Genomic DNA, 21,826 nt, shown 5'->3' with positions numbered 1-21,826 from the left:
CGCTCCCCCCCCCCCCCCCCCCAAAACCCCCCCCTCCCCCCCCGCGCGCCGCGGGTCGCGGCGCGCCCCCCCCCCAAATGACGGTGGGGAAACAGCTGCGCGTCGAAACGGCGCTCTCGTGCCCCGGACGCGGCGCAGCGCTCCTTCAGCGGTGCGCCGCTGAGCCGGGGCCCATCTATCGAGATATGTGCTTGTGGCTTCCTGGGTCCCGGCTCTACGGAGCGGCATTGCATGCCGCACCGCGTCCGGGACACGAGACTAGCGCGCGACGACTTCCACTTCGCCGTCGACGCCGTTGACGACGTTGAAGCCGCGCTCGTAGACCTTGCCCTCGTTCTTGGCGATGGCGCGGTATTCGCCTTCGGAGAGCACGACGCGCGGGAAGGCGCCGATCGATTCCTTGATGACGTCGCCGCCGGGGGTCAGCACCGACCAGGCGGTGTTGGCGAGCGCCTCGCCGCCCCTGTCGCTGACGAGCTTCAGCGTGATCACGGCGGCGCGGTGGGTGATGGTGACATCGGTGAGCTTCCCGGCCTGGACGCGGATGTCCGAGCGCACCACCGAATTGGCGTCGCCATAATTGGAGATGATGTAGTAGGTGCCCTCCGGGATCAGCACGACGTCGCCGGCGGCGACGTTCGGGACCAGCGAGGCGCGCTCGCCGGACTCGAACTGGCTGCCCTTGTAGATCGCGAACGAGATCTGGTTCTGCGGAATGCGGCTGGTGCCGACGCGCCCCTCGATGCGCAGGCCGCCGGCCGGCAGCACGAAGGATTCGCGGTCGGTCTCGGCCTTCAGGCTGACGGTGCGCACCGCACTGACGAGGCCGAAGGCGACGTGCACGACGTAATTCCCCGGCGGCAGCACGATGTTCGGCGTGGCGTTCCGATCCTCGCGGATCAGCTTGAAGGTGCCGTTCTCGTCAGGACGGTCGGCAAACACGCGCCAGACCAGGCCGCTGGTGATCGCGGGTGTGTCCTTGCCGTATTTCGCGGTCAGCGACAGAACGCCCTGGCCGGGCACGGCCGCGTTGAGCGGCGGGGCCGCCGGCACGGTGCTGACCGCGGGCGGCGGCATGCTGGGCGTGTTCGGCTGCAGCAGGGTCGGCGGCAGGCTCGGCGGGGCAGCGCCCGGGCCGGTGGGGGGCGCGAGGCTGACTGCGCCGCCGGGGTCGGGCACCGAGGCGGGCGGCACCGGGGGCGGACGATCGGAGAAAAGCTGCGCCAGCGCAGCATTTTGGCCAAGGATAGAGAGGCAGGCAGCAAGAAAAAGCGTCGGCAGCAGCGATGTGCTGCGCCGCCATCCGATGATGCCGTCACCCCCGAGAGTCATGCCACCTGCTTTTCACCGAAAACGCGGCAAATTCAAGCCTCCGAATCCCCAAGGAATACCGCCCGATACGGTTCTTTGGAACCCGGTTGACGCCTGCGTGATTAAACGGGAGGCAGCCTCTCCTCGCCACACTCCTGCCCCCTGCTTCCCCGAACGGTATAAACCATGCTTTGCCCTCGTTCTGGCGGAGCGGAAGTACGGCGCCTACTCTGCTGTGAGGGCTGGCCCGGGGTAGGAGGGTTTCGGTGCTTGATATCTTGAAGGGTCGGGGCGCGAACGGCTCCAATGGAGAGAAGGTCGGTCTTGGCAGCGTGCGACGGCCGGTCATTGGCTTGGCGCTCGGCGGTGGCGCGGCGCGCGGCTTTGCCCATATCGGCATCCTCAGAACCCTGGCCGCCAATGGCATCGTGCCTGACGTCGTGGTCGGCACCTCGATCGGCGCCGTGGTCGGCGGCCTCTATGCAGCCGGCCGGCTCGATACGCTGCAGGAGTGGGGACGCAGCCTGCAGGGGATGCGCAACATCCTCGGTTATCTCGACATCCGACTGAGCGGCTCCGGCCTGATCGGCGGTGAGAAGCTGGCGACCCGGCTCGAGGATGCGGTCGGCCAGACCCTGATCGAGGATCTTCCGATCAAGTTCGCCGCCGTCGCAACCGAGGTCCGTACCGGCCACGAGATCTGGCTGACGCGCGGGCGCGTGGTCGACGCCATGCGCGCCTCCTACGCCCTGCCCGGCATCTTCTCGCCCGTCCTGATCGGTGACCGCTGGCTGGTCGACGGCGCGCTGGTGAATCCGGTGCCGGTCTCGGCCGCCCGCGCGCTCGGCGCCGAAATCGTCATTGCCGCAAATCTTTCCAGCGACATCTTCACCCATTCCACGACGATCTATTCGCACGGCGCGGTGCCCGAGACGGTCCCGCCGGCGGCGGAGGCGACCACGGCGAAGCGGCGCTTCCCGCGATTGTTCTCGCCCGAGAAGACCATGAAGCGCGAGTTCTTCGGCGGCGCCGGACGGCCCGGCATCTCCTCGGTGATGGTCGACGCCTTCAACATCATGCAGGACCGCATTACCCGCGCGCGCCTCGCCGGCGATCCGCCCGATCTCCTGATCACGCCGCGGGTCGGTCATTTCGGCTGGTTCGACTTCCACCGCGGCGAGGATCTGATCGCGCACGGCACGCGCGCCGCCGAGCGCGCGCTGGAGTCGATCCAGGAGGCGATCGAGGTGCTCGCGCCGGCGCCCGCGGGCAGCGCGCCCAAGGCGGGCGAGCCCAAGGCAGACGAGTGAGGCCGACGAGTAAGGCCGCTCAGGCCGTCTTGATGTAGTCGCGCAGGGCTTCCTGCTCGGCCTCGTATTCCTGGACGCGGCGCTTGACGATGTCGCCGATCGAGATCAGGCCGACCACCTTGCCGCCGTCGACGACGGGCAGATGCCGGAACTTGCCGGTGGTCATCGTCTCCATGAGTTCGGCGACCGTGTCGGTCTCCTTGCAGGTCACCACCTTGCGGGTCATGACCTGAGAGACCGGCTCCTCCAGCGCGACGGCGCCGCGCTCGCCGATCACGCGCACGATGTCGCGCTCGGACAGGATGCCTTCGAGCCGGCTCTGGTTCATCACCAGCACCGCGCCGATCTTCTTCTCGCCGAGCAATTTGACCGCGGCAGCCAGCTTGGCGTCGGGCTCGACGCTCATGATCTGGTGGCCCTTGGTGTTGAGAATGGAACGTACCGTCATTGTCGGCCTCCCTGAATCGGATCCGTCCGCATTTCGCGGACCGGACTTGTTCGTCGAGTCTTCAACTAACAGTTTAGGCGCCGGTTGCACGCTGAGGCGCTTCGCGAAGCATCGCCGCTAGCGGCTTGTCGCTTCGGAACATTCTTCTCGGGAATGATGGATGAATTCGGGCGGCGCCGCAAGCGCCGCTTCAAATGCGGTTTGAAATGTCCTGTGATGACGCATCCGCAGCATCGTTTCGCACGCGCGGCACGGGATCGAACAGCGCGAACAGCAGAAGGCCCGCGAAGAAGCCGCCGATATGCGCCTGCCAGGCGACGCTCGTGGTTTCGGAATCGACGCCGATCGCGCCGACGCCGAAGATGATGTTGACGCCGAACCAAACGGCGAGGAAGCCGACCACCCGCCCGTCGCGCAGTGCGCGCGACAGTGGCAGTGCCGGAACCCTTGCGGCGGTATCGGCGTCTGATCGGCTGAACGACAGGAAGCTGCCGCGGACAAAGGCAAAGCGGATCGCCGCCGCCATCGCGCCGGACACCGAGGCCGAGGCGCCGATCATCGGCGCCACCGCGTGCTCATGGGTGACGAGATGGGCGAGCGCGCCGGCCGCTGCCGTCACCGCGAGAAACAGGAAGAACCTGATCGCGCCGAAGCGCCGCGCCAGCGCGCTGCCGAACGGCAGCAGCCACAGCACGTTGAAGCCGAGATGGGTCAGATTGGCGTGCAGCAGCGAATAGGTGACGAAGGTCCAGACCTTGGCGCCGGCCCCGCCGGGGATCTGCAGGTTGAGCAGCGAGGAATCGTAACGTTTCGGGATGAAGCCGAAGACGTCGATGGTCCAGTTCTCGAGCTCCGGCGGCAGCAGCACCCGCAGATGGATCACCGCCAAAAGGAGGATATAGGCGGTCAGCGCGACCGGCAGCGTCAGGATCGGCTCGCGCGGAGCTTCCTCGACAACGGCCGGTATCTCCGGCGGAAAATCTTGCGGGGAATCCAAGGCAGCTTCGCTTTCAGGCGCGATCGGAGCGACAGGCTTAACGACAGCCTTGGAGATAGTCGCCTTTGCCGGCCTTGCGCAAGTGCACAAAAGGAAAAGGCAGGGCCCTGGGAAAGCCCTGCCTGTCCGTGTCGGTCTTCCGGTACCCAGAGGAATAAGGAGTATCCCCACCCCTCCCCGCGGCCCGCGACCAAACTGTTTGACGCCCGTGTACAGGCCCCGCCGAGAACCTGGATGAAAGCGGCGAGGCTTGCGACCGCGATCACCATAGCAGCGGCGCGCCGGACGGAAAGCGGATAGTTAATTTAACGTTAACGACGCAAAGACCGCCTCCGGGGGCCCGAAAACGCCTCCACGGCATGGACGCTGCAAATCCCCTCCTGCACAACAACAGAAGGGATCGCGGGTGCACTGAAGCGGGACAGGTTTGTCCCGCGAGCTAGCGCCCCGGGGTAAGCGTTCAGTCATGAAACATCCGTCGAGCCGCGCGTTCTTCGCGTATTGGGACAAGAAGCGCGGCACTGCGCGGGCCCCTGATCGGGCCGATATCGATCCAGCCGCTGTCCGCGGCCTGCTCGGCGATATCTTCGTGCTGTCCTGCGAACAAAACCTCGGCTTCCCGTTCCGCGTCGCTGGCACGCGCGTCTGCGCGCTCGCGGGGCTCGACCTCAAGGACCAGAGCTTTGCGGCGCTGTTCACCGAGGCCAGCCGCAGCGAGATCGAGGAGATCACCACGATCGTCGCCGACGAGACGTTAGGTGCGATCGCCGGCGTCACCGCCGCGCGCGAGGATGGCAGCAAGGCGCATCTCGAGCTGCTGCTGCTGCCCTTCAACGCCCGCCCGCATACGCCGGTGAGTGTCACCGGCGTGCTCGCACCGTTCAACGACGAATGCGGCGCGTTGTCCGCATTCGCCCTCACCTCCTGGCGCTATCTGCATCAGCCGGAGAAGCTGCTGCCGCGCGCAATCCGCAAATTGCAGATCGCACGCGGGCTGATGGTGTATGAGGGGCTGAGGTAGCTTTCGTTTCGACGAGGGCGAACGCCGCGACCTCGATGCAGCCTCTCACCGGAATGACACAGCCATGTCCGACATCATCAGTTTCGGTACGCTTCAGCTCCGCTTCCTGCACAGCAAGGACGACACCGGCGGCAGCGTCGACATCTTCGAAATGACGCTCCAGCCGAATGCGCGGATGCCGATCCCGCATTATCACGACCGCTGGGACGAAACCATCTACGGGCTGTCCGGCGTATCGACCTGGACGATCGACGGCAAGCAGAACGATCTCGGCCCCGGAGAATCGGTCTTCATCAAGCGCGGCATCGTGCACGGCTTCACCAACCGTTCGACGGGACCGGCAACATGCCTGTGCATCCTGAGCCCCGGGGTGCTGGGCCCGCAATATTTCACGGAGATGGCCGCACTCCTGTCGGCCGGCGCGCCACCCGATCCCGCAAAGATGAAAGAGACGATGCTGCGCTACGGACTGGTGCCCGCGCCGGCAGCGTGAGCCAGGCTCGCGATCCATCATTGGAACCTTACCTGCTGCAGGACGTTTAGCTGTTTGCCGGGCATATGCCTGCACGGCAACGCGGCTCGGCCGGAGACGATGCGTTTGCTCGCCGCCGGGCCTCCGTCGAGGGACGATTCCCCGTGATGGAGCACGCGACCAGAGTTGGTAATCGCCTGTTAGCTGCATTACCGCCGGCCGACTTCGCTTTGCTTGCACCGTATCTCCGGAAAGTACCGCTCCAGCACGATGCAGTCCTGGTTCGATCGGGGGACCGGGTCGAGCACCTTTGCTTCCCGTGCAGCGGCGCGATCGCCCTCATCATGGAGTTGCCGAACGGACAAACGGCCGCAACCGCCGTGATCGGCAACGACGGCGTCGTCGGCCTCATGACGGCGCTCGGCCCCGTCCGATCCCCCCTGACGGCGGTTGTCCGCGTGGCCGGGACCGCACTGCAGATCTCGCCCGCGCGATTTCAAGCGACGCTCGAACGCAGTCCCGCCCTCGCAAGCGCGGTTCAGATTGTGACCAGGGCGATGATGACGCAATTCCTGCACGTCGCGGCCTGCAATGCCCTGCACTCCGTCGAGGCCCGCCTCGCCCGCTGGCTGCTTCACATTCACGATCGGACGGAGGGCAGTGGTGACGTCCTGCACCTGACGCAAGAGACGTTGTCGGAATTGCTCGGCGTCCGGCGGACCACCGTCACGCACGTCGTGAGCGCACTTCGAACCTCAAGGGCCCTGAAATCCAGTCGGCGCGGCCAACTCGAGATCGATCGGCCCCGGCTCGAGGTCGTCGCCTGCGAGTGCTACAAGGTGATGAGCCGCAGGATCGATCGGATCGTTTCGCAGGATGCCGTCAGGCGGCTTCACACCGCGCCCGCGCGGAATGGCTGCCCGCCCCCGGACTTCCCGTTCGCCAAGACCGATTCATAGACCCAGGCCTCTCTGGCGAACCACTCATGCGTCGCCGCGCACATCCCGCAATATGTGCGCGAGAAGAACACCGTACTGCACCGAAATCTTTCGCGATCCATCTCGATGCCCGTCGGAATGGCGTGGCCCGTTTCCGGGCATTTGATCATCACCATACCCATCCTGACTTCCTCCAGCTTGGCATCACCTCACGGCAAGGCTTCTCACGGCAAGGCTTCACCGCCTCGGCTGGACCGCGCCCCTTCTGGCGAAGACGCTCGTCCAGCCGATCCACGCGGCCAGTAGCCTCGATTCAAGCAGCCCTATGCAGAACCAGGTTGAAACTCTTCTTGATCGGCTCGGCCGTCTCGGTTGCGACCTTCTGGGCGAGGTCCCAAAGCTCCCGGTTTTGGCGAGAAGCCGCTTCAAAGGTCTTGCGGCTGTGGCTGGTGGAGAGGTTCACGACATCCGCAAACGACCTCACATCCGCAAGCTGGGACATGAACTCCAGCGCCGAGCTGGTATTGATGTTTGATATTTCGATGACCTTGGTGCCGTAATCGGCGGCACGCGTGGCATTGGTCGAACAGGCTTCGCGGAGCGCTTCGGTGATCTCCTCGGAAGCCGCCCTCATCCGCTCTAAATTTGCCTTGGCCCGGGCGGCGCCCTGCTCGGCGAGATCGCCGAAGATCGCCTGGAAGTTGAAAAATGGCATGTCGAACCTGGGCATTGCACCGCCATTCGCCGTCCCATTCAGTGCAGTGGCGTTCGTCTCGGCTTTCAGATTGGCATCATTCATGGTCATTCATCCCCTCACGCGAAACCAGATAATGGATTGAAGACTCCCAGAAGCTCCCAGGTGCGGACCGCACCGGGAAACCAGTGCCCCTACTCTCAAATGGAGGGATGCTGCTGCCGATATGCCGCTCGCGCCCCCTGCCGGAACCAACTATGACCAACCAAAATCGGGCCTTCGGTTCGCTTTCGGACTCTCGACTTGAATAAATTCGATTCAAGCGACGGCGCGCCACGGGCGGCATTCTCTCTTCTTCGAAGTTGTCGCGATTACTCCCGCCAACTTGAGATCAGTCCGGCGAGCGGTTCGGAGGCGCCGGCGCCGGTGGCCTTCCGCTGGGGCGCGGCGAGGATTCGGCCGTTTCCAGATGGCGCCCTGTCATTGATTGATTGCGAGTTGATGGAGCCGCACCGCAGCGCACCGCATTGAACGATACGTCGCATCGCCAATGCGGCGTTGCGCTGCGTCCGAGGCACGAGACCGGTGGCATCCCGTCAATGTCAGACACCACCTCGCATTGCCGCGGCGGATTGTCCGCTCACGGCATCGCCAGATGCCAGGCGCCGTTCAGAAAGCCGTCGCCGGTGATGTCGCCGGGCTTCTGGTCCTTGGCGAAGGTGTAGAGCGGCTTGCCCTTGTAAGCCCACTGCCTGGATCCGTCGTCGCGCGCAATGACGGTGTAGCCGTCGGCCGCGGCATCGCTCGCCTCGGCCTTCAGCACCGGCCAGTTTGTCGCACACGGTCCGTTGCAGGCAGACTTGCCGTCCGCATCCTTGTCGAAGGTGTAGAGCGTCATGCCCTTGGCGTCGGTGAGCACGTTGCCCTTGTCGGTCTTGCCGGTCTTGGTCGGCGGCGCGGCGAAGGCGGCGGGGATGATGGCGAGCGATACGGCGAGCGTGAGCGCGAGGCGGATCGAGGACGTCATGGGTTCTCCTGTCATGCAATTGGCTTGCATGGGGTAGGACGCCGCGCAACGCTTCGTATTCCTGGGACGCCGGCAAAGATATTTTCGCTGCGCGCATCGTCGCGACGGAATAAACTGAATGGGTGAGACCGACCAACGGACCGACATGAGCAAGCCGCATTGGCGTCCCGCGCGCGCCTCCGACCTGGTCGCGATCAGCGCGATCGCAGCGCGGATCCATCCCGATCTCCCTGAGAGTCCCGACGTGTTCGCGGAGAAGATGCGGCTCTATCCCGATGGCTGCCGACTGCTCATCGCCGACGAAGAGATCGCCGGCTACGGGCTCGCGCATCCGTGGAAGCAGCACCGCATTCCGCCGCTCAACGGCTTCCTTCAACAACTGCCAGATGATGCGGATTGTCTCTACGTGCACGACGTCGCCGTGCTGCCCGATTTCCGCGGTGGCGTCGCGCGCGATTATATTGCCGCTATCGAGAAGCTCGCGCGCGCATCACACATCACAACGCTCGCGCTGGTCTCGGTCTACGCCACGCGGCCGTTGTGGGAGCATCTCGGCTTTCGGCCCGTCGCGGCGGATGCGGAAGCGCGTGCAAAGCTCGCCTCCTATGGCGAAGGCGCGACCTACATGCTTCGCGACCTCGCTGCGACATAACGTCCCCGCCCGGCTCACGCGGGCGTGAAGCCGTCCCTCGAACCGCCTTCGATCACCCCCCGTCGAAGGTGTGCGCGGGCCGTTCTGGTCTCGCCTAACCGAGACTGGAGAATTTCCATGAAACTCACATTGTCGAAAGTTGCTTTGATTGCATTCGCTGCGGCGGCCGCGTTCAGCGCGACCAGTGCCAACGCGGCGCAGGTCCGGACCTACGGCTGCGATTCCGCCTTCTTCGAGGGCTGCGGTATCCTAGTCGAGACGCCGACCCCGGGTGGCAGAAGCCGCGTCAACCTCACTCACGACACCTCGCCCATCTACATGAAGCAGACCGACCCCCGCTACAGCTCGTCGATGCGTGATGCCGGCGGTGGCGGCGGCGGAGGTGGTGGCGGCGGCGGCGGCGGTGGCCGCTGAGTTCGCAGCTGACTTTTCAGATGATGTCGCCGGCGCAATCCGGCGGCATCATTGCTGTCTGCACAATCAGGCGCAGTTCAGCCCCGATGCTTTTTCTTCGCCTTCTTTTTTCCAGGCGCGCCCTTCAACGGCCACGGCGTGACCGCCGGCTCGGCATGGCCAGGCTTGTTCTTGTGCTTCTTTTTCTTTCCGAACGAAGGAGCATCGTCGAATTTCGGCCTGCGCTCGCCGTGAGCCTTGTCGCGGGGCTTGAACCCAGCTGCATCGCGCGGGCGATCGTCGCGACGTTCACGATGATCGCTGTCGCCGCTCTCGCGCCGGGGCGGCTTTGACCGCTCCTCCGAAGGCGCCTGCCGCTGCGGCGCATCGGTCATCGGCTCGAGGCGGATATTGTCTTCCTTGTCCGGACGCTTGATCTTGGCAGCGAAGGATTCCGCGACCCGCTCGGAAATTTCGAACTCGGTCGTCGTGTCCATGATCTTGATGGCGCCGATGTCGCCCTTGTCGATGCCGCCGCGGCGGCAGATCATCGGCAAGAGCCAGCGTGCTTCCGCATTCTTTCTTCGTCCGATGTTGGCCCGGAACCAGACGCTGCCGTCTGCCATGCCGTGTTTCGCCGACGATTTTCCTGATTTGGGTCGGGCTCTTTCGGGGCGATCATCGCCGCGCAAAGTACGGGCATCGTCGCGCGGTGCGCGGACATTGTCGCGCCCGCGATCGTCGCGCGGCCGGCCGGCCCGCTCGCCGGGATCGATGATGTCTTCGGGCGACGGCAGCCGTGCGCGATAGAGCCGCGCGAGTGCGGCTGCGATATCCTCGGCCGACCGCTCGGCCAGTAGCGCCTGCGCCAGCACCAGATCGTCCGCGGTCGTCTCCTCGGTGAACAACACGTCCTTCATGCGGTCGTGATCGAGCTTGCGGATTTCCTCAGCTTGAGGCGCCGTTCCCCAGACCGCGTCGATCCCCGAGACATTCAGCAGCATTTCCGCACGTCGCCGCCGTACAGGCGGCACCAGCAGGATGCTCGTCCCCTTGCGGCCCGCCCGCCCGGTGCGGCCGGAGCGATGCTGCATCACCTCGGCGTCGTTGGGCAGATCGGCATGGATGACGAGATCGAGGCTCGGCAGGTCGATGCCGCGGGCGGCGACGTCGGTCGCCACACAGACGCGAGCGCGTCCGTCCCGGAGCGACTGCAGCGCCGTGGTCCGCTCGTTCTGCGTCAATTCGCCTGACAGCGCGACCACGGAGAAGCCGCGCTCCAGCAGCGCCGCCTGCAAATGCCTGACGTGATCGCGCGTGCTGCAAAACACCAGCGCGCTCGGGGCCTCGAAGAAGCGCAGCACGTTGACGACGGCATGTTCGACATCACCGGGGGCGACCCGGATGGCACGGTACTCGATGTCGGCGTGACCGCCTTCATCGCCGGCGACCTCGATCCGAAACGCCTGCTGCTGATATTGCTTGGCCAGCGCCACGATACCGCGCGGAAACGTCGCCGAGAACAGCAACGTGCGGCGTGTCTCCGGCGTGGTCTTGAGGATGAATTCCATGTCCTCGCGAAAGCCGAGATTGAGCATCTCGTCGGCCTCATCGAGGACGACCACTTTCAATTCCGTGATGTCGAGACGGCCGCGACGCAAATGGTCGCACAACCGGCCGGGCGTGCCGACGACGATGTGAGCGCCCGCCGCAAGCTCGCGCTGCTCGCGCCGCGGATCCATGCCGCCGACGCAGGAGACGACCCGCCCGCCGGCATGCCCATACAGCCATGCCAGTTCGCGCTGAACCTGCAAGGCGAGCTCGCGGGTCGGCGCCACGATCAGGGCGAGCGGCGCACCCGCCTGCTCGAACCGCTCGGCATCGCCAAACAGATCCTTGGCCATGGCGAGGCCATACGCGAGGGTCTTGCCGGAGCCGGTCTGGGCCGAAACCAGGAGGTCGCGGTCGGCGGCTTCGTCCGCGAGCACGGCGAGCTGGACGGGGGTGGGTGAATCATAGTTCCGCTCGGCCAAAGCGTGGGCGAGCGGCGGGGTCAGGGCCGGAAAAGACACGGGATGGAGAACCTTGGTTAATGTCAGGCGCGGAACGGTGAACCGGCGGACCTGAGTTGCGTGCGCGGCAAACGGCCCGGCCGCACGCTGGATGTGATCAGGGCGCTCTTTACGCCAAGTGCTCTTGAATCACCATGCCTATGATGCATGGCTTGACGGAAAGAACCGCGCCTGAAGGTTGCAGCGGACGTTCGCGGCCACCTCCGTTAACCTGAAGCCAACCGGCTTAGAGGGGGACGACCACGTGACGCCTTCCGCCAAACGCGCCTGCGGCGATTGCACGCTTTGCTGCAAGGTCATGGCCATCGAGGCGCTGGCCAAACCGGCTGGAAGCTGGTGCCGGCACTGCAAACCCGGCCAGGGCTGCGCGATCTATGCCGAACGCCCGGCCATCATGGGCCAGCGCATGATCCTCATCACGCCGGACCGCGAGTTCGATCTCGGTATCGTCGGGCCGGACGAGCGGATCGTGCGGGAGCTGGAGGGGACCAAGGTCGTCGGCGCGACGGTGGTGAAGGAACATCAGATCAGCCATGGCTGGTTGGTGAACGTCCCATCAGCCGATGCTAGATAGGTCCGGTGACCTGGCAGAGTTAAGTTCAGGCAAAGCAGCACGGGGAGCATGACGATGCGATTGGCAGTCATTTCCGATATCCACGGCAATCTCGCTGCGTTGGAAGCGGTGCTGGCCGACATCAAGGCGCGCGGCGTCGATCGTACGGTCAACCTCGGCGATTGCGTCACCAGCCCGCTGTGGCCAAAGGAAACTTTCGAGGCTCTCCAGTCGCTGTCGTTGCCGACGGTGCGCGGAAATCATGATCGCTGGATTGAGGAGTTTCCAGACGACAAGCTCTCGCCGGCAGGTCTGTTTGCGCGTAGCGCATTGACCGCGGAGCAGCGCCGCGCACTTCACAGCCTGCCCTCCCAAATACGGCTGGACGACGGGATCCTGGCCTGCCACGGCACACCCGACGACGATACGACGTGCCTGCTCGAAGAAGCGCTCGAGGACGGCCGCTTCGTGCCGGCGCGTCGCAACGTGCTGACCGCGCGCCTTTCGAGCGCGCCAACGGCGCGTGTCGTGCTGTGTGGTCACAGCCACCGCCAAGCGGCTGTTCAGGGCCCGGGCGACCGCCTGGTCCTCAATCCCGGCAGCGTTGGTTGCCCGGTGTTCGCGGACATTCCTTTTGCCGCAAACCTGGAGCATCGCTCGCCTCACGCCCGCTACGCGATCCTCACGAAACGAACAAGAGGCTGGCAAGTCGAACTGCTGGCCCTGGAATACGACTGGGAAGCCGCGTCCGCGCAGGCGCTCGCCAACGGCCGCCCGGAATGGGCGGAGGCCATGTTATCAGGACATGTCAAATAGCTGGCCTTGCCACGTCGGTCATTCGATCTCAAATCGTACCTCACGAGAGAGCAACGGGGTGAAACATGGGCGACAAGATATCGCTTGCCGACAAACTCGCGACCTTTGGGGATTTCTGGTCGCCGCGCACGGTCACGACCTTCAACGATTGCGACGTGATGGTGGTGAAGGTGAAGGGCGAGTTCACCTGGCACAAGCACGATGACACCGACGATTTCTTTCTCGTCCTGAAAGGCAGTCTGGACATCGAATTGCGGGATCGCACGGTGACGCTCGGCCCGGGCGAACTCTATGTCGTGCGCAAAGGGGTCGAGCATCGCCCGGTGGCACGCGAGGAGGTTCACCTCCTGCTCATCGAGCCCACCGGCACCCCGAACACGGGCGACAAGGCCACCGCCGCAGCACGCAAGCTCGCATAGAGGACAACGCGCTTGGCGCGCGTCTAATCCCTGGAGGTCGCCAGCTTGCTGAAGCGGCCGACCAGCCTCGCCTTTACCCGTGCAACTGTGTCCCTCGCCGCGCGGCTCAGGGCGCGGATGGCGCGCCAGGCGTCGGTTGCCTGCAGCCACGCCTTCACCTCAGAGAACTTGCCGTACGCCCAGGCGAACGCCGGAATCCGCATCAGCTTGTCGCGCGTGAGATGGAACAGGCGCTCGACCAGCACGAGCTTGAGCAGTTCGCCGATGATGAAAGTCACGGCGGCGCTCACGACCTGACCCGTTGCAGCGAGGTAGGCCGCCACGGGCTTGATCGGCTCCAGAATGATCACGGGCACGGAAAACAGGGCGAGCGAGGGATAAGGGGACAGCGACCTGATCCAGGTGCGCAACCACTTGAATTCGAAATGCCGCCCAATCCAGCGCGCCATTGGCCGCGCGACGGCCATGAAGACGGCATCCACCAGGAAGTAGATGGCCGCCAGGATGTAAGTAACGGGTTTCAGGATTCGCTTCACGATACCTCTCCCGTGAAGTGAAAGTCGGAACCTGGGCCTAAGTTTCACCTTAACATGGATAGATCGGGGATTCCCGATGGAACTTTTTGGGCGCCTCAGATCTCGGCATAGACCTCCAGCAAATTGCCGTCGGGATCGCGAAAAAACAGCGTCCGGTGTCCGAACGACTGGTTCGTCGGCGGTGACAGCAGCGCCACGCCCTGCCGCACCAGTTCATCGGCACATTGATCGACCTCGGTCGCGGACACCTTGAAGGCCAGCTGCAGCGAGGCGCTGCCTGCCGGTGTCGGCGCGTCGGCCGCGGTCCGGCTCGGTCTCGCCAGCGCCAGCGTATTGCCGCCGAGGCCGTACTCGATCCAGTTCGGCGAGAGCTCGCGCAGCAGCGGAAAGGCGAGAACGTCCTCGTAGAACCGGCGCATCGCCGCCATGTCGCGCACGAAGATGACGGTGTAGTCGATCGCGCCAATGGCGCTGAAGGGGGAGCGGGTGTGCGGGTTAGGTTCGTCTGTCATTGTAGCCCTCATTCCAAACTTAGGCTCGTAGCCCGCATGGAGCGGAATGCGGGACCGGCGGCCCCGGATTGCGCTGCGCTCCATCCGGGCTACAAGGTTCAAGAATTATCGCAACAAACCGCCGCTATAGCGCAGCTCGTACAGCGGTGCGCCATCATGCCGCGAGATCGTCTCGACGCCGTGGAAGCGATCGAGCGCCCTTTCGACCTCGTTGCGGTAAGTCATGCCTGCCTGCTCGAACAGGCGCGGTCCCCGATAAGGCTCCTCGACGCTTACGCCCAACAGCGCCCGGCGCAGGAATTTGTAGATCTCGAGCAGCGTGGACCGATCCGTGATGTCCGCGCGGGCGCCGCCGCTGTAGCTCATCGACCAGATGACACGGTCATCCCGTGACACGGTCTCTTGGCCAACGAAAAACCCCATCCCGAAATAGATATCGCGATAGGCAAAAGGTGGCGCGCGATGCTCGAGCTGCTTGGAGCCGGCGAGCAGCGGCGCGGCCACGGTCGCGTCGTCGTCCAGCCCCGCATAGGTGCGCCGCTTGGCTTCGACCAGGAACGCAGCGAGATCGGGTGGAATGGACGGCATTGTCTAGTCCACCAATTCCGGCCACGGCACGATGGTCGATTTCACCGTCTTCATCGCCATCGCATCCCTCACTGCCTGCGCGACGCCCACTTCCGTGAACGGATAGATCGTCTGCATCTTCAGCCAGGGATATTTGTCACGCGTGCGGTAGAGCATGTCGACGCCGAGCGGGAGATCATTACCGGTAAAGCCCCAGGATCCCAGCACGTTGAGGTCCTTGGTGCAGATGCGGTGCCAGGAGGTCTCGATCGAGCCGGCATCGGTGAACTGACCCATCTCGACATAGGTGCCGCCGTCGCGGAGCATCTCGATGCCTTCGGGGCCGGCGGTCGGATGTCCCGAGCAATCCATCACGAGATCGGCGCCGAAGTGGCCTATGATCTCGCGCACACGGGCGATGCGCTCCTGCGGCGATTTGATCTCCTCGATGTTCACCGTCGCCTCCGCGCCGAACTCGCGCGCGAGCTTGAGCCGCGGCTCTTCCGGCGCGCCGACGCAGATCACACGCCCTGCCCCCATCTCCTTGGCGGCCGCGACCGCGAGAATGCCGATCGGACCCGAGCCCTGGATCACCACCGTGTCGCCCCAGGAAAAACCACCGGCGCGACTGGCGCGGTTGAAGGCGCGGATGCAGGACGTTAGCGGCTCCGAGAGCGCGCCCAGCCGCAGCGACATGTCGTCGGGCAGCTTGTAGATCTTGGTGCCCGGCAGCATCTCGAGATCGACATAGACATATTCGGCCCAGCCGCCCCACATATGCGGCGCCTTGTCGAAGCCGAGATAGCGGCCGTAATAGACCGGCGTCAGGCACTTGTTGGCGGTCTGCGGATAATGGATGCAGTAATAGCAATGGCCGCAGGGCATCAGCGGCGGGATCATCACTTTCGAGCCGACCGTCAGCGGCTTGCTCATGAAGTCCTCGGTGAATTCGTCGCCGCATTCGACGATGATTCCGCCGAGCTCGTGGCCGAGCGTGAACGGCCAGGGCAGCGGCTTCGGCCAATGCCCTTTGAGAATGTGCAGATCGGTGCCGCAGACGCCGCAGGCGCCGACCTTGATCAGCGCAGCCTTTTTGCCGACCTTCGGCCATGGCACGGTCTTGATGACGGGCTCCGAGCCCGGTCCTGCGTGAGTGCAGACGCGGATCTGGTCCATGGGTGTTTCCTCGCTGCCCGTCTGTTATGATTGATGGTGCGGGCGTGAGGCAAAGCGTATGTGAGATGCGCGGTCGTGCCAAGCGTGTGTCTCGTAGCCCGCATGGAGCAGCGCGAAATGCGGGACCGGCGGCCCGGATTACGCTTCGCTCCATCCGGGCTACAAGGACAACGTCGATGCTACGTGACTATCAGCCAACGGATGCGGAAGCGATCGTGCGCGTCGCTCTCGCGGCATTCGCGGAGTTCGAGCAGCACTATTCCGACTGGCCGTTGTTTACGACCCATGTCGCGAAGATGCCGGAGCTTGCCAAAACCGGCGAGATCATCATCGCCGAGGATGGCGGCCAGATCGTCGGCGCCGTCGCCTATATCGGACCGCAAGCCCCGAAGCCGGCCTTCTTCGATCCGGCGTGGCCGGTCATCCGCATGCTGGTGGTCGATCCGGCCGCGCGCAGCAAGGGCATCGGCCGGCAATTGACCGAGGAATGCCTGCGCCGCGCCGAACGCGACCAGTCTCCGGCCATTGCCCTGCATACGACGCCGATTATGACGGTCGCGCTGCCGATGTATCTGCGGATGGGGTTTACCAGGGTTCGCGAGGCGCCGGATATTTTGGGCGTGCCGTATGCGGTTTACGTCAAGGCGCTGGGGTAGGATGGCGTCGGCGTTGATTCTTTGACAGTCGTTGCGAATGACAAACTGGACGAGCCGAACCTGCGCGGCAAATGGCATCGACATCCATTATTTACGGACCGGGGACGACAAGCCTGCGCTGATTGCACTGCATGGTCTGACCGGAAGCGGCGCCTGCTGGACACCGTTGGCGCGCGCTCTCGAGGACGGCTACGACGTCATCATGCCCTCTGCGAGAGGACATGGCGCGTCGAGCGCACCGTCCGGCGGGTATCGGTACTGCGATCTCGCAGCCGACGTCATCGGCCTCATTGACGCGCTCGGGCTGACTGCCCCGATCCTGCTCGGCCATTCCATGGGCGGCATGACCGCCGCCGTGGTTGCGAGCGAGATGGGTACGGCCATTCGCAGCGTTATCCTCGCCGATCCGACTTTCTTGGCACCGGAGCGCCAGCGCGAGGTTTACCGGAGCGACGTCGCCGAGCAGCATCGCCGGCTTCTCGCTCGGGACAAGGATGAGGTACTGGCCGAGGCCCGGCGGCGGCATCCGCACCGCTCATCCGAGCTGCTTGACCTGATCGTTGATGCGCGGCTGCGGACCGAGATCAGCGCCTTCGAGGTTCTCACGCCGCCGAACCCGGATTATCGCGAGCTTGTCAAAGCCATTGCCGTCCCGAGCCTGCTTGTCATCGGAGACAATGGCGTTGTCTCCGTCGAAACGGCGCGGGAGCTGCAGGGGCTCAATCAACACCTCAGCCATGAGGTGATCGCGAATGCGGGCCATGGGTTGCCATATGACAAGCCGGATGAGTTTGCTGCGGTGGTCAGGTCGTTTCTGGCGACGGAGATCGCGTGACTCGCCGCTTCGTAGCCCGCATGGAGCTCTGCGGAATGCGGGGCCGGCGGTCCCGGATTGCGGGCCACGGACACACACCCAAGTGTCTTGAGCGGCCGGCGGCGAACGTGTATGGCCCCAAGGGTCTCACCCTGGTGATCGCTTGAACCCCCTTCCCCAAAATCCTGTTGTCGCGTCCGGATCGTTCGCGGCGATGAAGTCGGTGCCGTACCGGCTCCAGTTCATCGCCTACGTGCTGGCGATGATGGCGGACAACATCGAGCATGTGATCAGCTATTGGGTGGTGTTCCAAAAATTCCATTCGCCGACGCTGGGGGGCTTTGCCGTGCTGTCGCACTGGCTGCCGTTCCTGCTGTTCTCGGTCGCGGTCGGCGGGCTCGCCGACCGGTTCGATCCGCGGCGCATCATCCAATGCGGCATGCTGCTGTTCATCGTGGCCTCGGCCGGATGGGGCTTCTTCTTCATCACCGATACGATCCAGATGTGGCACGCGATGCTGCTGCTGGTGATCCATGGCTGCGCCGGCGTGCTGTGGCAGACGCCGAACCAGCTTCTGCTCTACGACCTCGTCGGTCCCGCGGATCTTCCGAGCGCGGTGCGCCTGAATGCGATGGCGCGCTATCTCGGCATCCTGGTCGGCCCCGCCGTCGGCGGCGCCATCATGCTCACGCTGGGCACCTCGCACGGCATCATCTTCAACACGCTGTTCTACCTGCCGATGCTGCTCTGGCTGTTCTGGGCGCCGGTACGCGACAAGAGTGTCGCGGTGCGGCGCTTTGCGGTGCGCGGCCTTGCCGATATCGTGCTGACGATGCGTGCCATCGGCACGCAGCCGGTGCTGACCGCAATGACGTGGCTCGCCGGCCTCACCTCCTTCATGATCGGCAACGCCTATCACGCCCAGATGCCGGGCTTTGCCGGCGATCTCGGCCACGGCGATCCCGGCGTCTCCTACAGCGTGCTGCTCGCGGCCGACGCAGCAGGTGCACTGCTTGCGGGCATCGCGCTGGAATCCTGGGGACGGTTGAAGGGCACGCCGCGCACCGCGATCACGCTCGCCATGCTGTGGAGCGTGGCGCTGCTCGGCTTCGCCGCGGTGCGGATCTATCCGGTCGCGATCGTGCTGCTGTTCTTTGCGGGCTTCTTCGAGCTGTCGTTCAACACCATGGCGCAGGCGCTGGTGCAGTTGAACGCGCCGCACGATATCCGCGGCCGCGTCGTCGGCCTCTACAACATGGCCGGGCTCGGGATGCGGGCCTTCAGCGGCATCACCGTCGGCCTGTTCGGCGCGGCGATCGGCATTCACTGGTCTCTCGGGCTCTCGGCCGCGGTGCTGCTGGCGCTGCTGTGTCTTCTCTATGGGCGCGCGACGAGGAAGACGGCCGGTTGACTATCGTCCCTCCCCACCGCACCCTCGAGATGGGCCTGAGGAGATGAGGCGTTGCGCAATCGCTGGGGCATTCTTGCGATCCTGTTCGTCGTGCGCCTCACCATCGCGTTCCAGTTCCAGAGCGTGGCCGCTGTCGCGCCGTTGCTGCAACAGACCTTTGGCGTCGGGCTCGCCGATATCGGCATCCTGATCGGACTCTATTTCACCCCCGGCATCGTGCTGGCGCTGCCGGGCGGCGCGATCGGCCGGACTCTTGGCGACAAGCCGACGACGATCGCAGCGCTGCTGCTGATGACCGCGGGCAGCCTCGTCATGGCCACCACCGACATCTGGGGCTGGCAGATGGCAGGCCGGCTCGTCTCCGGCGCCGGCGGCGTGCTGTTGACGGTGCAGCTCACCAAGATGGGCACCGACTGGTTCGCCGGGAAGGAGATCGCGACCGCGATGGCGATCTTCGTCAACTCCTGGCCGGCCGGCGTCGCGATCTCGCTGCTGGTGCTGCCGGCGATCGGCACGGCCTATGGCGCAAGCGCGGTGTTCCTGACGGCGGGCGCACTCACGGCCATCGGTATCGTGCTGATCACGCTCTATCAGTCGCCGCCGGGAGCCACAGTCAGCGCGGCCGGCCCAGGCCGGCTCGATCCCCTCGCACTGCTGGCGGTGATCGTCGCGGGCCTGATCTGGGGACTTTTTAATGTCGGCTTCGCCATGATCTTCTCGTTCGGCCCCTCCCTGCTCGCCGAGCGCGGCTGGAGCATTGCGGCGGCAGGCTCCGCGATCAGCCTCGTGATGTGGCTGTCGGTGATCTCGGTGCCGGCAGGCGGCTACCTCGCCGACCGCTTCAAGCGTCCGCTCACGCTCGCGACCGCAGCCAGCCTCATCGTGGCCGGGCTGCTGGCCTGGTTGCCGCGATCGGATGCAGTGATCACGGTCCTCGTCCTGATCGGCCTGATCGGCGGCCATCCGGCCGGCCCGATCATGAGCCTGGCCGCCCGCGTGCTCGCGCCGGAAACAAGGGCGATCGGCATGGGCGTGTTCTACACTCTCTTCTATGCCGCGATGATGCTGGGGCCGGCGGTGGCCGGCCGGCTGGCCAAATCGGCCGGGACGGCCGCGGTGGCGCTCGACCTCGGCGCGCTGACGGTGCTGGCCTGCCCGCCGTTGATGTGGCTTTTCGAGCGCATTGTGTCTGTCCGTAATCGACGCGCCCAATCCTAACGCGGCGTTAACCCTGTGCACCTTAGGGTCGTCCCGGACTCCGCCAGGCGGGGGGTCGGGTTGTGAAAATGGCGTTGGCGAACAAAAAATTTCTTCCGGCCGCCGAGGAGCGTCGGCGTTTCCAGCGGGTGAAGGTTCATCTGCTCGGCCGCTACATGCTGCCGGACCGCCGGGAATTCCCCTGCCAGGTGATCAACATGTCGCCGGGCGGACTGGCGCTTCTGGCCCCCGGCATCGGCAATGTCGGCGACCGCGTGGTCGCCTATCTCGACCATATCGGCCGGGTCGAGGGCAAGATCACCCGCATCATCGACAACGGTTTCGCCATGACGGTCGGGGCGACGCCCCGCAAGCGCGACAAGCTGGCGGCCCAGCTCACCTGGCTTGCCAACCGCGACATCCTCAATCTGCCGGAGGATCGCCGCCACGACCGTATCGTGCCGCGCAACCCGATCGCGGTGCTGACGCTCGAGGACGGCACCAAGATGACCTGCCGCATCATCGACCTCTCGCTGTCCGGTGCCGCCATTGCCGCGGAGAACCGCCCGCCGGTGAAATCGATCGTGCTGCTCGGCCGGGTCCAGGGCCGCGTGGTCCGAAACCTCGAGGACGGCTTCGCGCTGGAGTTCATGCACGAGCAGCCGATAGAGACTCTCGAAGAGAGCGTTACCGCGCGGTAAAGCGCAAGGACGCTAAAACGCCTGTATTTCCAGCCCTGAAGGCGGCTTCCGCGATGCGGACGCCGCCTTTTTCGTGTCCGGCGACCGCCTCGCGCGGGTTAACGCGAGGGCCGCGTGCGCGCGCAAACAACAGTTCCGCCAGCGTTTCCGCGTTAATAGATAAAATTTGAATCAATTGAAGTCATTTCAAATCTTAGTCGAATTCGATTCAAGTATAGATCGAATTCATCGCGCCTTTTACTTGTATTCGTCTCGACTTGACTTGGCCGACTTAGCGGCAACTCAAAAGCTCCATGCGAAATGTGGTCCCAACAAGAAACGGGGGCCGCAATGTTGGACTTCAGGGGACAGGGGAAAGGGCTGGCACTGGCTGCCATGCTCTTCGGGATCAGCGCGGCAGCGCAGGCCGGCGAAGGCCGTCTGCTCTACGCGAGCCTCGGCGACACCACGCGTGCGCCGATCGGCTGGGTCGAGTTCTGTGCGGATAATGCCGCCCAGTGCCAGGGCGCGCCGACGCAACCGCGCGACATCGTGATGTCGCAGGCCGCATGGCGCGACCTCGTCAAGGTCAATCGCTGGGTCAACGAGACCGTCAAACCTCTGACCGACCAGGAGCACTGGGGCGTGATCGAGAAGTGGTCGCTGCCGACCGACGGTTACGGCGATTGTGAAGACTACGTGCTGCTGAAGCGCAAGATGCTGATCGATGCCGGATGGCCGCGCGAGGCCCTGCTCATCACCGTCGTGCGGGACAAGAAGGGCGAAGGACACGCGGTGCTGACGGTGAAGACCGACAAGGGCGAGTTCGTTCTCGACAATCAGAACGAGAACGTCGTTGCCTGGACGGAGACCGGCTACCGCTTCGTCAAGCGCCAGTCACAGAGCGATCCCAACGTCTGGGTCTCGCTCGGCGACACCAAGCCGGCGGTCTCCACCGCCAGCGCCAAGAACTAGCAGTCAGGAAAACGAGTTACGCGGCCCGGTCACATCCCCACCCCTCCCCGTCCCAGACCGGTTCGCGCGCGGCCCCCCCAACCCCCAATGCGGGGCGCCACATTTTTTTTGGGGGGCCAAAACCCCAGGGCCGACCCCGGCCCCCCCCCCGCCGGGGAAAAGCCCCCCCTGGCGTTCAA

General features: G+C 64.8%; 25 protein-coding genes. 15 read left to right on the top strand and 10 right to left on the bottom strand.

Annotated elements, in window-relative coordinates; all coding sequences use genetic code 11:
* Positions 1-258 precede the first annotated feature (258 nt).
* Positions 259-1,332, bottom strand: coding sequence for a hypothetical protein (locus tag AC0L3X_RS09575; protein ID WP_166342405.1), 1,074 nt, complete (start codon positions 1,330-1,332; stop codon positions 259-261).
* A gap of 245 nt (positions 1,333-1,577) precedes the next feature.
* Here AC0L3X_RS09575 and AC0L3X_RS09570 point away from each other — a divergent pair, with 245 nt between their 5' ends.
* Positions 1,578-2,621 (top strand): patatin-like phospholipase family protein, encoded by a 1,044-nt coding sequence (locus AC0L3X_RS09570; protein ID WP_063982500.1) that lies wholly within the window; start codon positions 1,578-1,580, stop codon positions 2,619-2,621.
* A gap of 19 nt (positions 2,622-2,640) precedes the next feature.
* On the opposite strand, the gene AC0L3X_RS09565 is transcribed toward AC0L3X_RS09570, so the two are convergent.
* Positions 2,641-3,069: a CBS domain-containing protein gene (locus tag AC0L3X_RS09565; RefSeq protein WP_166342406.1), complete on the bottom strand. Its 429-nt coding sequence runs from the start codon at positions 3,067-3,069 to the stop codon at positions 2,641-2,643.
* A 190-nt stretch (positions 3,070-3,259) separates the two neighbouring features.
* Positions 3,260-4,066, bottom strand: coding sequence for a rhomboid family intramembrane serine protease (locus AC0L3X_RS09560; protein ID WP_166342407.1), 807 nt, complete (start codon positions 4,064-4,066; stop codon positions 3,260-3,262).
* A 466-nt stretch (positions 4,067-4,532) separates the two neighbouring features.
* Here AC0L3X_RS09560 and AC0L3X_RS09555 point away from each other — a divergent pair, with 466 nt between their 5' ends.
* The 3 genes from AC0L3X_RS09555 (at position 4,533) to AC0L3X_RS09545 (ending at position 6,518) form a co-directional block, all read left to right on the top strand.
* The gene (locus AC0L3X_RS09555) at positions 4,533-5,087 is read left to right on the top strand and encodes a PAS domain-containing protein (protein ID WP_041958462.1); all 555 of its coding nucleotides are present in this window, start codon (positions 4,533-4,535) and stop codon (positions 5,085-5,087) included.
* A 64-nt stretch (positions 5,088-5,151) separates the two neighbouring features.
* A complete protein-coding gene (locus AC0L3X_RS09550) occupies positions 5,152-5,580 on the top strand; it encodes a cupin domain-containing protein (protein WP_028150261.1) in 429 nt (142 codons plus the stop codon).
* A 143-nt stretch (positions 5,581-5,723) separates the two neighbouring features.
* The gene (locus tag AC0L3X_RS09545) at positions 5,724-6,518 is read left to right on the top strand and encodes a Crp/Fnr family transcriptional regulator (RefSeq protein WP_283016914.1); all 795 of its coding nucleotides are present in this window, start codon (positions 5,724-5,726) and stop codon (positions 6,516-6,518) included.
* A gap of 292 nt (positions 6,519-6,810) precedes the next feature.
* On the opposite strand, the gene AC0L3X_RS09540 is transcribed toward AC0L3X_RS09545, so the two are convergent.
* Both AC0L3X_RS09540 and AC0L3X_RS09535 read right to left on the bottom strand, forming a co-directional pair.
* Entirely contained in the window at positions 6,811-7,302 is a 492-nt protein-coding gene (locus AC0L3X_RS09540; RefSeq protein ID WP_224517346.1) for a phasin, read from the bottom strand.
* A 529-nt stretch (positions 7,303-7,831) separates the two neighbouring features.
* Positions 7,832-8,218 (bottom strand): COG4315 family predicted lipoprotein, encoded by a 387-nt coding sequence (locus AC0L3X_RS09535; RefSeq protein WP_166342408.1) that lies wholly within the window; start codon positions 8,216-8,218, stop codon positions 7,832-7,834.
* Between the two features lie 145 nt (positions 8,219-8,363).
* Here AC0L3X_RS09535 and AC0L3X_RS09530 point away from each other — a divergent pair, with 145 nt between their 5' ends.
* A complete protein-coding gene (locus tag AC0L3X_RS09530; protein WP_283018892.1) occupies positions 8,364-8,870 on the top strand; it encodes a GNAT family N-acetyltransferase in 507 nt (168 codons plus the stop codon).
* Between the two features lie 117 nt (positions 8,871-8,987).
* Positions 8,988-9,284 (top strand): hypothetical protein, encoded by a 297-nt coding sequence (locus AC0L3X_RS09525; RefSeq protein ID WP_135216652.1) that lies wholly within the window; start codon positions 8,988-8,990, stop codon positions 9,282-9,284.
* A gap of 77 nt (positions 9,285-9,361) precedes the next feature.
* Here the strand turns inward: AC0L3X_RS09525 and AC0L3X_RS09520 are convergent, their stop codons facing one another.
* Positions 9,362-11,335 (bottom strand): DEAD/DEAH box helicase, encoded by a 1,974-nt coding sequence (locus tag AC0L3X_RS09520; RefSeq protein WP_354096239.1) that lies wholly within the window; start codon positions 11,333-11,335, stop codon positions 9,362-9,364.
* Positions 11,336-11,579: 244 nt separating this feature from the next.
* On the opposite strand from AC0L3X_RS09520, the gene AC0L3X_RS09515 reads away from it, so the two are divergent.
* The 3 genes from AC0L3X_RS09515 to AC0L3X_RS09505 all read left to right on the top strand — a co-directional run bounded on the left by AC0L3X_RS09515 (position 11,580) and on the right by AC0L3X_RS09505 (position 13,123).
* Positions 11,580-11,909, top strand: a complete 330-nt coding sequence (locus AC0L3X_RS09515; protein WP_354096238.1) for a hypothetical protein — start codon at positions 11,580-11,582, stop codon at positions 11,907-11,909.
* A 54-nt stretch (positions 11,910-11,963) separates the two neighbouring features.
* Positions 11,964-12,704 (top strand): metallophosphoesterase family protein, encoded by a 741-nt coding sequence (locus AC0L3X_RS09510; protein ID WP_166342410.1) that lies wholly within the window; start codon positions 11,964-11,966, stop codon positions 12,702-12,704.
* 65 nt (positions 12,705-12,769) lie between these two features.
* Positions 12,770-13,123 (top strand): cupin domain-containing protein, encoded by a 354-nt coding sequence (locus tag AC0L3X_RS09505; protein WP_166342411.1) that lies wholly within the window; start codon positions 12,770-12,772, stop codon positions 13,121-13,123.
* A gap of 23 nt (positions 13,124-13,146) precedes the next feature.
* Here AC0L3X_RS09505 and AC0L3X_RS09500 read toward each other — a convergent pair whose 3' ends face one another.
* The 4 genes from AC0L3X_RS09500 to AC0L3X_RS09485 form a co-directional block, all read right to left on the bottom strand.
* Positions 13,147-13,659: a hypothetical protein gene (locus AC0L3X_RS09500; protein ID WP_063982492.1), complete on the bottom strand. Its 513-nt coding sequence runs from the start codon at positions 13,657-13,659 to the stop codon at positions 13,147-13,149.
* 95 nt (positions 13,660-13,754) lie between these two features.
* Positions 13,755-14,171: a VOC family protein gene (locus tag AC0L3X_RS09495; RefSeq protein WP_166342412.1), complete on the bottom strand. Its 417-nt coding sequence runs from the start codon at positions 14,169-14,171 to the stop codon at positions 13,755-13,757.
* Positions 14,172-14,276: 105 nt separating this feature from the next.
* Entirely contained in the window at positions 14,277-14,759 is a 483-nt protein-coding gene (locus AC0L3X_RS09490) for a DUF5680 domain-containing protein (RefSeq protein ID WP_166342413.1), read from the bottom strand.
* Between the two features lie 3 nt (positions 14,760-14,762).
* Positions 14,763-15,914, bottom strand: a complete 1,152-nt coding sequence (locus AC0L3X_RS09485) for a zinc-binding dehydrogenase (protein ID WP_166342414.1) — start codon at positions 15,912-15,914, stop codon at positions 14,763-14,765.
* Positions 15,915-16,090: 176 nt separating this feature from the next.
* On the opposite strand from AC0L3X_RS09485, the gene AC0L3X_RS09480 reads away from it, so the two are divergent.
* The 6 genes from AC0L3X_RS09480 to AC0L3X_RS09455 all read left to right on the top strand — a co-directional run bounded on the left by AC0L3X_RS09480 (position 16,091) and on the right by AC0L3X_RS09455 (position 21,647).
* Positions 16,091-16,570 (top strand): GNAT family N-acetyltransferase, encoded by a 480-nt coding sequence (locus AC0L3X_RS09480; protein WP_166342415.1) that lies wholly within the window; start codon positions 16,091-16,093, stop codon positions 16,568-16,570.
* Positions 16,571-16,607: 37 nt separating this feature from the next.
* Complete coding sequence (locus AC0L3X_RS09475; protein ID WP_354097534.1) at positions 16,608-17,405, top strand: alpha/beta fold hydrolase; 798 nt, start codon at positions 16,608-16,610, stop codon at positions 17,403-17,405.
* 142 nt (positions 17,406-17,547) lie between these two features.
* Positions 17,548-18,795 carry an MFS transporter gene (locus tag AC0L3X_RS09470; protein WP_354097533.1) on the top strand — a complete coding sequence of 416 codons (1,248 nt, stop codon included), beginning with the start codon at positions 17,548-17,550 and terminating at the stop codon, positions 18,793-18,795.
* A gap of 51 nt (positions 18,796-18,846) precedes the next feature.
* Positions 18,847-20,013: an MFS transporter gene (locus AC0L3X_RS09465; RefSeq protein WP_166342418.1), complete on the top strand. Its 1,167-nt coding sequence runs from the start codon at positions 18,847-18,849 to the stop codon at positions 20,011-20,013.
* 68 nt (positions 20,014-20,081) lie between these two features.
* The gene (locus tag AC0L3X_RS09460; protein WP_063982484.1) at positions 20,082-20,693 is read left to right on the top strand and encodes a PilZ domain-containing protein; all 612 of its coding nucleotides are present in this window, start codon (positions 20,082-20,084) and stop codon (positions 20,691-20,693) included.
* Positions 20,694-21,023: 330 nt separating this feature from the next.
* On the top strand, positions 21,024-21,647 hold the full coding sequence (locus AC0L3X_RS09455) for a transglutaminase-like cysteine peptidase (protein ID WP_028154093.1): 624 nt from the start codon (positions 21,024-21,026) through the stop codon (positions 21,645-21,647).
* Positions 21,648-21,826: the final 179 nt, after the last annotated feature.

The sequence above is a fragment of the Bradyrhizobium sp. MI1.7 genome, from assembly GCF_055811795.1.
Note: the sequence above shows the minus strand (reverse complement) of the source record. Positions and strands in the feature narration are given on the sequence as shown.